Below are 12,132 nucleotides of genomic sequence, written 5' to 3'. Positions count from 1 at the left end.
TTCTTTTTGGAGGTTTGTCATGAAGACAAAAGAAGTTGTAGACGAATTGACCGTCAAGCGAGCGATTACTCGGATTACCTACGAGATTATCGAGCGAAATAAAGATTTAAACAAGATTGTATTGGCTGGGATAAAAACACGAGGTGTCTTCATTGCTCACCGTATCCAAGAGCGTTTGGAACAATTAGAAAATATCTCTGTCCCCGTTGTAGAATTAGATACCAAACCTTTCCGCGACGATGTCAAAAGCGGTGAAGATACTTCTATAATCTCTGTTGATGTGACAGAACGTGAGGTAATCTTGGTGGACGATGTGCTTTACACAGGTCGGACCATCCGAGCAGCTATTGATAACATCGTTACCCATGGCCGTCCTTCTCGTGTGAGTTTAGCTGTTTTAGTTGACCGTGGACATAGAGAATTGCCAATTCGTCCAGACTATGTAGGGAAAAATATCCCAACCAGTCGTTCAGAAGAAATCATCGTAGAGATGACTGAACTAGATGGACAAGATCGTGTTCTTATTACCGAAGAAGCCTAGATAGCTAAAAGGAGTTAGCCATGTCAGAAAATCAACAAGCCATTCAACATGTAGTCTCAATGGAAGACCTTACTGTAGAACAAGTCATGAAATTGATTAAACGAGGAATTGAGTTTAAAAATGGAGCAAAAGCGTCTTACGAGGACCAACACATTGTCTCTAATCTCTTCTTTGAGAGTTCGACTCGTACCCACAAATCTTTTGAAGTAGCAGAGATTAAACTGGGACTTCACCTACTGGACTTCGATGTGAAGACAAGTTCAGTCAATAAGGGTGAAACACTCTACGATACAATTTTAACCTTGTCAGCCTTGGGAGTAGATGCCTGTGTCATCCGACACCCAGAGGTGGATTACTACAGAGAGTTGATCGATAGTCCGACGATTACGACTTCGATTATCAATGGTGGGGATGGTTCGGGCCAACACCCAAGCCAAAGCTTGCTTGATTTGATGACGATTTATGAAGAATTTGGACACTTCGAAGGACTCAAGGTAGCCATTGCTGGTGACCTTGACCATTCGCGTGTGGCTAAATCCAATATGCAAATCTTAAAACGCTTAGGAGCAGAACTCTACTTTGCTGGCCCTGAGGAATGGAGAAGTCAAGAGTTTGCAGACTATGGACAGTTTGTAAGCATTGATGAAATTATTGACCAAGTTGATGTGATGATGTTTCTCCGTGTTCAGCATGAGCGTCATGAAAGTGGAACAGTCTTTTCAAAAGAGGGTTATCATGCACAGCATGGTTTGACTCAAGAACGTTATGATCGCTTGAAAGATAAAGCTATTCTGATGCATCCTGCTCCTGTAAATCGCGATGTTGAAATTGCTGATCACTTGGTCGAAGCACCAAAATCACGTATTGTTCAACAAATGACCAATGGTGTCTTTGTCAGAATGGCAATTTTAGAATCTGTATTGACTTACAGAAACGCAAAATAAGACACAAAACGTTAAAAGATGCCTGAGAGCATCCACGAGAGGTGAATTTATGACTAAACGACTTCTAGTTTTAGAAGATGGAACAATTTTTGAAGGAAAAGCCTTTGGGGCTGACATCGATGTAACTGGTGAAATTGTCTTTAATACCGGGATGACTGGTTATCAAGAATCAATTACGGATCAGTCTTACAATGGGCAAATCCTAACTTTTACCTATCCCTTGGTTGGAAATTATGGAATTAACCGTGATGACTACGAGTCTATCAGTCCAACCTGTAAAGGTGTAGTGGTATTTGAAGAAGCTCGTAGAGCCAGTAACTGGCGTAACCAGATGACGCTGGATGAATTTTTGAAATCTAAGAAAATCCCTGGTATTTCAGGTATTGATACACGTGCTTTGACAAAAATCATTCGCAAACATGGGACTATGAGAGCGACTCTGACACATGTGGGAGATAGTATCGACCACATCACAGATCAGCTTCAAGCAACTGTTCTACCAATAGATAATATCAAACAGGTTTCTACAAAAACTGCTTACCCAGCTCCAGGAGTAGGCTTAAGTGTGGTACTTGTAGACTTTGGTCTCAAGCATTCAATCTTAAGAGAATTGTCTAAGAGAGATTGTAATGTAACGGTCGTTCCTTATACTACAACAGCAGAGGAAATCCTTCACTTAAATCCAGACGGAGTTATGTTGTCAAATGGACCGGGAAATCCAGAAGATGTACCAGAAGCACTCGATATGATTCGTGGTATTCTCGGGAAAATTCCAATCTTTGGTATTTGTATGGGGCATCAGCTCTTTGCGATGGCAAATGGTGCCAAGACCTATAAGATGAAATTTGGTCACCGTGGATTTAACCACGCTGTACGTGAAATTGCAACAGGGCGCGTGGACTTCACGAGTCAAAACCATGGATATGCAGTGAGTCGTGAAGATTTTCCAGACCATTTGATGATTACTCATGAAGAAATCAATGACAAGTCAGTTGAAGGTGTACGTCACAGATACCAACCAGGTTTCTCTGTGCAATTCCACCCAGATGCTGCACCAGGTCCGCACGATGCAAGTTATCTATTTGACGAGTTCATCGAGATGATGGAAGCCTTTAAACAAACAAATTAAAGACGAGTGAGAAATCGTCGGAGAATTTATGCAACTGAACACGGACGGAAAGCTCGGAATTTAGAGAACCCAACTCGGATTGTCAATCCTTCCTTGGTTTCCTAAAATTCAATCGCTTTCTATTCGTCCTTTGTATCTTATTTAATGGCAACCTGAGAGTTGCCGAATAGAAAGACAGGTCGTTTCTTTTAGTCGCTATCAGGCGAACTAAAAACTCCCTGCACTAGATTTTTTACCGAAAAGTATCGTTTCGTTAAAAAATCGTCGGAGAATTTATTTAATGTCGCTCAGTGAGGCGACGAATAGAAAGGAGAAGGGTGAGCCGTATTTGATGAACTGAATACGGGCTACGGACGGTGCTAAAAAGATAGTTATTCCTAAAACTGACAGTTCTTCGTCATAACTCCTATTTTAGCTTTGTCCGCTTGACGCCCTTAATATCTTATAAATGCCTAAACGTACTGATATTCAAAAAATTATGGTGATTGGTTCTGGTCCGATTATTATTGGTCAAGCTGCTGAGTTTGACTATGCTGGGACTCAGGCTTGCTTGTCTTTGAAAGAGGAAGGTTATGAGGTTGTTTTGGTGAACTCAAACCCTGCAACTATCATGACTGATAAGGAAATTGCAGACAAGGTTTACATTGAGCCAATCACACTTGAGTTTGTAACTCGTATTCTCCGTAAAGAACGTCCAGATGCCTTGCTTCCAACTCTTGGTGGGCAAACAGGGCTTAACATGGCCATGGAATTGTCTAAAAATGGCATTCTTGATGAATTGGGAGTAGAACTTCTCGGGACTAAATTGTCTGCCATCGACCAAGCGGAGGACCGCGATCTTTTTAAACAATTGATGGAAGAGCTGAACCAACCAATTCCTGAATCAGAAATTGTTAATACAGTGGAAGAAGCCGTAGCTTTCGCAGCAACAATTGGTTACCCAGTGATCGTCCGTCCAGCCTTCACACTTGGTGGTACTGGCGGTGGTATGTGTGCCAACGAGGAAGAATTGCGTGAAATTGCTGAAAATGGTTTGAAGTTGTCACCTGTTACCCAATGTTTGATTGAGCGTTCTATTGCAGGTTTCAAGGAAATCGAGTACGAAGTGATGCGTGACTCAGCTGACAATGCTCTTGTTGTATGTAACATGGAAAACTTTGACCCAGTCGGGATTCATACAGGGGATTCCATCGTATTTGCCCCAGCGCAAACTATGTCAGATTATGAAAACCAAATGCTTCGTGATGCAAGTTTGAGCATTATCCGCGCTCTAAAGATTGAAGGTGGATGTAACGTTCAGTTGGCTCTTGATCCACATAGCTTTAAGTACTATGTCATCGAAGTAAACCCTCGTGTATCTCGTTCGTCAGCTCTTGCTTCTAAGGCGACAGGTTACCCAATTGCTAAATTGGCTGCTAAGATTGCAGTCGGTTTGACCTTGGATGAGGTCATCAACCCAGTTACAGGTTCAACTTATGCCATGTTTGAACCAGCCCTTGACTATGTGGTAGCTAAGATTCCACGTTTCCCATTTGACAAGTTTGAAAAGGGAGAACGCCGTCTTGGTACTCAGATGAAGGCGACTGGAGAAGTTATGGCCATCGGTCGTAACATCGAGGAGTCACTTCTTAAAGCTTGTCGCTCACTTGAAATTGGGGTTCACCACAATGAAATGCCTGAGCTTGCAGATGTTTCAGATGATGCCTTGATTGAAAAGGTTGTTAAGGCTCAAGATGACCGTCTCTTCTACGTATCAGAAGCCATTCGTCGTGGTTATACACCAGAAGAAATTGCTGAGCTTACAAAAATCGATATCTTCTATCTTGATAAACTCTTGCATATCTTTGAAATTGAGCAAGAATTGGGCTCACATCCACAAGATCTTGAAGTTTTGAAAACTGCAAAATTGAATGGTTTCTCAGATCGTAAAATCGCAGAACTTTGGGAAACGACAGCTGATCAAGTTCGCCAACTTCGTTTAGAAAACAAGATTGTCCCAGTTTACAAGATGGTAGATACTTGTGCGGCAGAGTTTGAGTCAGAAACTCCATATTTTTATTCAACCTATGGTTGGGAAAATGAATCTATTAAGTCTGACAAGGAATCTGTACTGGTCCTAGGTTCTGGTCCAATCCGTATCGGTCAAGGAGTTGAGTTTGACTACGCGACAGTCCACTCTGTTAAGGCAATTCAAGCTGCTGGCTACGAAGCCATCATTATGAATTCAAACCCAGAGACAGTTTCAACCGACTTCTCTGTATCTGATAAACTCTACTTTGAACCATTAACGTTCGAAGATGTTATGAATGTCATCGATTTGGAGAAACCAAAAGGTGTTATCGTTCAGTTTGGTGGTCAAACAGCTATCAACCTTGCGGAGCCCTTAGCAAAAGCAGGTGTGACTATCCTTGGTACGCAGGTTGCTGACCTAGACCGTGCCGAAGACCGTGACCTCTTCGAACAAGCCCTCAAAGACTTGGAGATTCCACAACCTCCTGGACAAACAGCAACAAATGAAGAAGAAGCAGTACTTGCTGCACGCAAAATCGGTTTCCCAGTTCTCGTTCGCCCTTCTTATGTCTTGGGTGGTCGTGCTATGGAAATCGTTGAAAACGAAGAAGATCTCCGTTCTTACATGCGAACTGCTGTTAAGGCTAGTCCAGACCACCCAGTTCTTGTTGACTCTTATATCGTTGGGCAAGAGTGTGAAGTTGATGCCATCTCAGACGGACAAAATGTCCTCATCCCAGGTATCATGGAGCATATCGAACGCGCAGGCGTCCACTCAGGTGACTCCATGGCTGTTTATCCTCCACAAACCTTGTCTCAAAAGGTTCAAGAAACAATCGCAGACTACACAAAACGCCTAGCAATCGGCCTTAACTGTCTTGGTATGATGAACATTCAGTTTGTCATCAAGGATGAGAAAGTCTACGTTATTGAGGTCAATCCACGTGCCAGCCGTACTGTTCCATTCCTATCAAAAGTAACCAATATCCCGATGGCTCAGGTTGCAACTAAGTTAATTCTTGGTCAAAGTCTTGAAGAACTTGGTTACCAAGATGGACTTTACCCAGAAAGTAGTCGTGTTCATATTAAAGCACCAGTCTTCTCATTTACCAAGCTAGCGAAAGTAGATAGCTTGCTTGGTCCTGAAATGAAGTCAACAGGGGAGGTTATGGGTTCTGATACGACTCTTGAAAAAGCTCTCTACAAGGCCTTTGAAGCTTCTTATCTTCACTTGCCAACCTTTGGAAATGTTGTCTTTACTATCGCTGATGATGCCAAGGAAGAAGCTTTGGATTTGGCTCGTCGTTTCCAAAATATTGGTTATGGTATCCTTGCGACTCAAGGAACAGCAGCTTTCTTTGAAAGTCATGGCTTGAAGGCTCAACTCGTTGGTAAGATTGGTGATGATGAACATGATATCCCAAGCTATGTTCGTAAAGGGAAAATCCAAGCTATCATCAACACAGTTGGTACTAAGCGAACTGCTGATGAAGATGGTGAACAAATCCGCCGTTCAGCTATCGAACATGGTGTACCACTCTTTACAGCCCTAGATACAGCGGATGCTATGCTTAAGGTACTTGAAAGCCGTAGCTTCGTTACAGAAGCAATTTAGTTTCTTGTTAAATGATCTAAGTAGCTTTTATCCAGCGTCAAAAGACGCTGGTTTTTCCTCTTTTATAGAGAAATCGAGTTAGAAAAAATAGTTACAGTTCACCATTAAATGTCAAAGTTTATCAATAGATTTATCATTATCGTTAATGAGTAGACTTATTCTGACTTTCCCTAAAATTTTGTTGAATTTTCTTAAGTTTTTATCATATTTTTTATAATTAAGGTGCCTTAAGAAAAATAATGAAAAAACTAAATGTTTTTCATATAGTTTTCATTTTTTGTGTTATAATTAAGGTGCCTTAAGAAAAATATTAAGGTGCCTTAAGAAAAATAATGAAAAAACTAAATGTTTTTCATATAGTTTTCATTGTTTTAATAGTTTAAAGTCAATCTTATTTTTCTCTAATAGAAAATAATGAAAAAGTAGGTTTAGAAAGAGGTAAGTATCTATGTCTTCTCATAAAAAAGTGTCACTCTCTGAGATTAATCAATCTATCGATACTCCAAATAACAATCATTTCTGGCAAAATTTAAAGGCCTTTTTAGGTCCGGGTGCTCTTGTCGCAGTTGGTTATATGGATCCAGGAAACTGGATTACCAGTGTAGTCGGTGGTGCTTCCTATAAGTATAGTCTCTTGTTTGTTATCTTGATTTCATCTCTCATTGCCATGCAACTTCAGCAGATGGCAGGAAAGCTTGGTATTGTAACCCAGATGGACCTGGCTCAAGCAACGGCTCATCATTCACCTAAATGGCTTCGTTATAGTCTATGGGTGATTTTAGAATTAGCCTTGATGGCGACAGATCTGGCAGAAGTTCTAGGTTCAGCGATTGCTCTCAATCTTCTCTTTAAGATTCCGATTATGATAGCAATTCTCTTGACCGTGTTGGATGTTTTTCTCTTATTGCTTCTGATGAAATTTGGCTTTAAGAAGATTGAAGCTATTGTGACAACACTGATTTTAACCATTCTAGCAATTTTTACCTATCTGGTAGCTCTGTCACATCCAAGCTTCCAAGGAATCGTTGAGGGTTATCTACCGAATGCAACCTTATTTGAAAGTCCCTTGCCAGGGCATGAAAGTCAATTAACCTTGGCGTTAGGGATCGTGGGTGCGACAGTGATGCCCCACAACCTCTATTTGCATTCTTCCTTGTCTCAGACTCGGAAAATCAATCACAAGGACAAGAATGATGTTCGAAAAGCCGTGCGCTTTATGACCTGGGATTCTAATCTCCAATTATCCTTGGCCTTTGTGGTTAACTCCCTTCTTTTAATCTTAGGGGCGGCTCTCTTTTTCGGACATGCATCTGAGATTTCTGCCTTTTCTCAAATGTATAACGCCCTGCAGGATTCTACCATTGCGGGAGCTATAGCTAGCTCAACCTTATCAACCTTGTTTGCCTTGGCCCTATTAGCCAGTGGTCAGAATTCGACTATCACAGGTACCTTGACAGGACAAATCGTTATGGAAGGTTTCTTGCATATGAGATTGCCTCAATGGTTCATTCGTTTGGCAACTCGTCTCTTTGCCTTGTTGCCTGTCATGATTGTAGCGGTTGTTTTTGGTCATCAGGAAAAAACCTTGGATCAGTTATTGGTTTATTCGCAGGTCTTTCTTTCAATCGCTCTTCCATTTTCAATCTTCCCTTTGATTTATCTAACTTCTAAGAAATCACTGATGGGCGAATTTACCAATGCCAAGTGGAATACTATCCTTGGTTATATTGTTTCCATTATCTTAACTGTTCTCAATGTGAAATTGCTGTTTGATATTTTTTAAGACCTTTTAACATGAAGTAGAAAAAATATCATTTTGATGATTAAAATTGAAGAAAAAAATCACCCAAGAGTTAAAGTCTGGGTGATTTTTTTCAATCCTAATCTTAGACGAAAATCCATTATAAAAAGCTGCATGAAGATGCAGCTACACTATAGCAACGGAAGACATGGGATTCGAACCCACGCACGCTTTCACACGCCTACCGCGTTTCCAACACGGCCTCTTAAGCCTCTTGAGTAATCTTCCAATACTTACTAAAATAGTTTATCATAAAGGGAATTATCTTGCAAATAAAATTCAAACAATTGGCAAAATGATAGAAAATGAAAGAAAGTGACAAAAAGTGCTTGACTTTGATTTTTTTTGTGGTAGAATGATTATTGTAATCGTTAACAGGAGGTGAGTAAGTGCTAAAAACCGAGAGAAAAAAATTGATTTTAGAGGAGCTGGGCAAACATAAAGTCGTTTCTCTAGAGAAATTAGTAGGTTTGTTAGACACGTCAGAATCAACAGTTAGACGAGATTTAGATGAATTGGAATCGGAAAATAAACTTCGCCGAGTTCATGGAGGAGCAGAGTTGCCTCACTCCTTGCAAGAAGAAGAAACCATTCAAGAAAAATCTGTCAAAAACCTTCAAGAGAAAAAATTGATTGCGCAGAAAGCAGCTTCCCTCATCAAAGAAAAAGATGTTATCTTTGTGGATGCAGGAAGTACAACAGCCTTTCTCATTAAGGAATTGGAGCGAAAAGACATTACTGTTGTAACCAACTCCATTCACCATGCGGTCCAATTAGTGGATAAGCAAATCCCAACTGTGATTATCGGTGGTGGAGTCAAGATGACAACGGATGCCAGTATCGGAGGAGTGGCTCTTAACCAGATTAACCAACTACACTTTGACCGTGCCTTTATAGGAATGAACGGTGTGGATGATGGTTATTATACAACTCCAGATATGGAGGAGGGAGCGGTTAAGCGAGCTATTTTAGAAAATGCCAAACAAACCTATATTTTGGCGGATTCATCCAAGATAGGTCAGTCTTGTTTCACTAAGGTTGCGCCTATAAAACGAGCAATTGTTATTACAAGCAAGGGTCACGAACTCTTGCCAGCTATCAAAGAAAAAACGGAGGTTATCGAAGTATGATTTATACAGTCACACTCAATCCATCTATTGACTACATTGTCCGTCTGGATAAAGTGGAAGTTGGTAGTGTTAATCGTATGGATAGTGATGATAAGTTTGCTGGTGGTAAGGGAATCAATGTTAGCCGTGTCTTGAAACGCTTGGATATTCCAAATACAGCGACTGGATTTATCGGAGGTTTTACTGGTAAATTTATCACAGATACTTTAGCTGAAGAGCAAATTGAAACACGATTTGTCCAAGTGGCAGAAGATACGCGTATCAACGTTAAGATTAAAGCAGATCAAGAAACCGAAATCAACGGAACTGGTCCTACAGTTGAGCCTGAGCAATTGGAAGAGCTAAAAGCTATTCTTTCAAGTCTAACAGCAGAAGATACAGTGGTATTTGCTGGTTCAAGTGCTAAAAACTTAGGCAATGTCATCTATAAGGATTTGATTGCCTTGACTCGTCAAACGGGTGCTCAAGTAGTCTGTGACTTTGAAGGTCAGACCTTAATCGATAGTTTGGATTATCAACCGCTTTTGGTCAAACCAAACAATCATGAACTGGGAGCTATCTTTGGAATCAAGCTCGAAAGCTTAGATGAGATTGAAAAATACGCTCGAGAATTGCTGGCTAAAGGTGCTCAAAACGTTATCATCTCTATGGCTGGTGACGGTGCCCTTCTGGTAACATCAGAAGGAGCCTACTTTGCTAAACCAATCAAGGGAACAGTGAAAAACTCAGTTGGTGCTGGTGACTCTATGGTTGCTGGATTTACTGGTGAGTTTGTCAAATCAAAAGACGCAGTAGAAGCCTTTAAATGGGGTGTGGCTTGTGGAACAGCAACTACCTTCTCTGATGACTTGGCGACTGCAGTATTTATTAAAGAAATTTATGAAAAAGTTGAGGTAGAAAAAAGATGAAAATTCAGGATTTATTGAGAAAAGATGTCATGTTGCTTGATTTGCAAGCAACTGAAAAAATAGCAGCTATCGAAGAAATGATTCATAGCTTGGTAGAACACGGATACGTGACAGATTTTGAAACTTTTAAAGAAGGAATCTTGGCGCGTGAAGCTTTGACTTCTACAGGTTTGGGTGATGGTATCGCTATGCCACACAGCAAAAATGCTGCTGTTAAAGAAGCAACTGTTCTCTTTGCTAAGTCAAACAAGGGTGTTGACTACGAAAGTTTAGATGGACAACCAACTGACCTCTTCTTTATGATTGCTGCTCCAGAAGGTGCAAATGATACTCACCTGGCTGCCTTGGCAGAATTGTCTCAATACTTGATGAAAGATGGTTTTGCTGACAAACTTCGTCAAGCGACATCAGCTGATCAAGTCATCGAACTCTTTGATCAAGCTTCAGAAAGAGCTGAGGAACCAGCTCAAGCTCCTGCAAACGACTCTGATGACTTCATCGTAGCAGTTACAGCTTGTACAACAGGGATTGCTCACACTTACATGGCTCAAGAAGCCCTTCAAAAAGTGGCTGCTGAAATGGGTGTTGGTATCAAGGTTGAAACAAATGGTGCCAGCGGTGTTGGTAACCGATTGACAGCAGAGGATATTCGTAAGGCTAAAGCAGTCATCATTGCTGCAGATAAAGCGGTTGAAATGGATCGTTTCGATGGTAAACCATTGGTGAATCGTCCAGTTGCAGACGGTATTCGTAAGACAGAAGAGTTAATTAATTTGGCTCTTTCTGGGAATGCTGAAGTTTACCATGCTGCTAATGGAGCAAAAGCAACAACAGCATCTAATGAAAAACAAAGTATCGGTGGTGCCTTCTACAAACACTTGATGAGTGGTGTATCTCAAATGTTGCCATTCGTTATCGGTGGTGGTATCATGATTGCCCTTGCCTTCTTGATTGATGGTGCTATGGGTGTGCCAAATGATAGCCTCGGGAATCTTGGATCTTACCATGAACTCGCTTCTATGTTCATGAAAATCGGTGGTGCAGCCTTTGGTTTGATGTTGCCGGTATTTGCAGGATATGTTGCTTACTCAATCGCTGAAAAACCAGGTTTGGTAGCAGGTTTCGTAGCTGGAGCTATTGCCAAAGAAGGTTTTGCCTTTGGTAAAATCCCATACGCTCAAGGTGGTGAAGCAACTTCAGCCCTTGCAGGTGTATCATCAGGTTTCCTAGGAGCCCTTGTTGGTGGATTTATCGCTGGTGCTTTGGTACTCTTGGTTAAGAAATACGTGAAGGTTCCACGTTCACTTGAAGGTGCTAAATCAATCCTTCTCTTGCCACTTCTTGGAACAGTCTTGACAGGATTTGTCATGCTTGCTGTTAACATCCCAATGGCAGCAATCAACACTGCTATGAACGACTTCCTTGGCGGTCTTGGAGGCGGTTCAGCTGTCCTTCTTGGTATCGTTCTTGGAGGTATGATGGCTGTCGATATGGGTGGACCTGTCAATAAAGCAGCTTATGTCTTTGGTACTGGTACTCTTGCAGCAACAGTGTCAACAGGTGGTTCAGTAGCCATGGCAGCAGTTATGGCTGGAGGAATGGTTCCACCACTTGCGATCTTCGTCGCAACTCTTCTCTTTAAAGATAAATTCACAAAAGAAGAACGCAACTCAGGTTTGACTAACATCGTTATGGGCTTGTCATTCATCACTGAAGGAGCGATTCCATTTGGTGCGGCTGACCCAGCTCGTGCTATCCCAAGCTTTATCCTTGGTTCAGCAGTGGCAGGTGGACTTGTTGGTCTTGCAGGTATCAAACTGATGGCACCTCACGGAGGAATCTTCGTTATCGCCCTTACAACAAATGCCCTTCTTTACCTTGTCTTTGTCTTGATTGGAGCACTTGTTAGTGGTGTAGTTTATGGTTACCTTCGTAAACCTTTAGAAAAATAATTACAAATACATTCAAATGACTGAACACGAAAGTGGGCAGTCATTTTTTTGATAATGGAGTTAGGGAGACCGGTCTTTAAAGTGATATAATAGAGGTAAATC

At 41.3% G+C, this 12,132-nt stretch carries 8 protein-coding genes and 1 tRNA gene; 8 read left to right on the top strand and 1 reads right to left on the bottom strand.

The features are described from left to right. The first annotated feature begins 19 nt into the window (after positions 1-19). From pyrR to TZ96_RS09120, 5 genes are all read left to right on the top strand, one after another. Entirely contained in the window at positions 20-541 is a 522-nt protein-coding gene (pyrR, locus tag TZ96_RS09140; RefSeq protein WP_045763808.1) for a bifunctional pyr operon transcriptional regulator/uracil phosphoribosyltransferase PyrR, read from the top strand. 20 nt (positions 542-561) lie between these two features. After that, positions 562-1,485, top strand: a complete 924-nt coding sequence (locus TZ96_RS09135; RefSeq protein ID WP_045763807.1) for an aspartate carbamoyltransferase catalytic subunit — start codon at positions 562-564, stop codon at positions 1,483-1,485. A gap of 49 nt (positions 1,486-1,534) precedes the next feature. After that, positions 1,535-2,614, top strand: a complete 1,080-nt coding sequence (locus TZ96_RS09130) for a carbamoyl phosphate synthase small subunit (protein WP_045763806.1) — start codon at positions 1,535-1,537, stop codon at positions 2,612-2,614. Positions 2,615-3,062: 448 nt separating this feature from the next. Next, positions 3,063-6,239: a carbamoyl-phosphate synthase large subunit gene (gene carB / locus TZ96_RS09125; RefSeq protein ID WP_045763805.1), complete on the top strand. Its 3,177-nt coding sequence runs from the start codon at positions 3,063-3,065 to the stop codon at positions 6,237-6,239. A 448-nt stretch (positions 6,240-6,687) separates the two neighbouring features. Then, positions 6,688-8,022, top strand: a complete 1,335-nt coding sequence (locus TZ96_RS09120) for an Nramp family divalent metal transporter (RefSeq protein ID WP_045763804.1) — start codon at positions 6,688-6,690, stop codon at positions 8,020-8,022. Positions 8,023-8,180: 158 nt separating this feature from the next. On the opposite strand, the gene TZ96_RS09115 is transcribed toward TZ96_RS09120, so the two are convergent. Continuing rightward, a tRNA-Ser gene (locus tag TZ96_RS09115) sits at positions 8,181-8,268 on the bottom strand. 161 nt (positions 8,269-8,429) lie between these two features. On the opposite strand from TZ96_RS09115, the gene TZ96_RS09110 reads away from it, so the two are divergent. Genes TZ96_RS09110 through TZ96_RS09100 form a run of 3 tightly spaced genes read left to right on the top strand, consistent with a single transcriptional unit; the run spans position 8,430 to position 12,030 of the window. After that, a complete protein-coding gene (locus tag TZ96_RS09110) occupies positions 8,430-9,170 on the top strand; it encodes a DeoR/GlpR family DNA-binding transcription regulator (protein ID WP_045763803.1) in 741 nt (246 codons plus the stop codon). Next, positions 9,167-10,078, top strand: a complete 912-nt coding sequence (gene pfkB, locus TZ96_RS09105) for a 1-phosphofructokinase (RefSeq protein WP_045763802.1) — start codon at positions 9,167-9,169, stop codon at positions 10,076-10,078. The genes TZ96_RS09110 and pfkB overlap by 4 nt, the downstream gene beginning before the upstream one ends. Next, the gene (locus TZ96_RS09100; RefSeq protein WP_045763801.1) at positions 10,075-12,030 is read left to right on the top strand and encodes a PTS fructose transporter subunit IIABC; all 1,956 of its coding nucleotides are present in this window, start codon (positions 10,075-10,077) and stop codon (positions 12,028-12,030) included. Before pfkB ends, TZ96_RS09100 begins: the two co-directional genes overlap by 4 nt. Positions 12,031-12,132: the final 102 nt, after the last annotated feature.

Source organism: Streptococcus infantis (assembly GCF_000963255.1).
GTDB classification, from domain to species: domain Bacteria; phylum Bacillota; class Bacilli; order Lactobacillales; family Streptococcaceae; genus Streptococcus; species Streptococcus nidrosiense.
The sequence above is the reverse complement of the archived record's forward strand: the minus strand, read 5'-3'. Positions and strand labels throughout refer to the sequence as shown.

Excerpts from the sequence above, each read along its gene's own strand:
- TZ96_RS09130 (WP_045763806.1), top strand. The coding sequence starts at position 1,535 with ATGACTAAACGACTTCTAGTTTTAGAAGATGGAACAATTTTTGAAGGA.
- pfkB (WP_045763802.1), top strand. The coding sequence starts at position 9,167 with ATGATTTATACAGTCACACTCAATCCATCTATTGACTACATTGTCCGT.
- TZ96_RS09135 (WP_045763807.1), top strand. The coding sequence starts at position 562 with ATGTCAGAAAATCAACAAGCCATTCAACATGTAGTCTCAATGGAAGAC.
- pyrR (WP_045763808.1), top strand. The coding sequence starts at position 20 with ATGAAGACAAAAGAAGTTGTAGACGAATTGACCGTCAAGCGAGCGATT.
- TZ96_RS09120 (WP_045763804.1), top strand. The coding sequence starts at position 6,688 with ATGTCTTCTCATAAAAAAGTGTCACTCTCTGAGATTAATCAATCTATC.
- carB (WP_045763805.1), top strand. The coding sequence starts at position 3,063 with ATGCCTAAACGTACTGATATTCAAAAAATTATGGTGATTGGTTCTGGT.
- TZ96_RS09100 (WP_045763801.1), top strand. The coding sequence starts at position 10,075 with ATGAAAATTCAGGATTTATTGAGAAAAGATGTCATGTTGCTTGATTTG.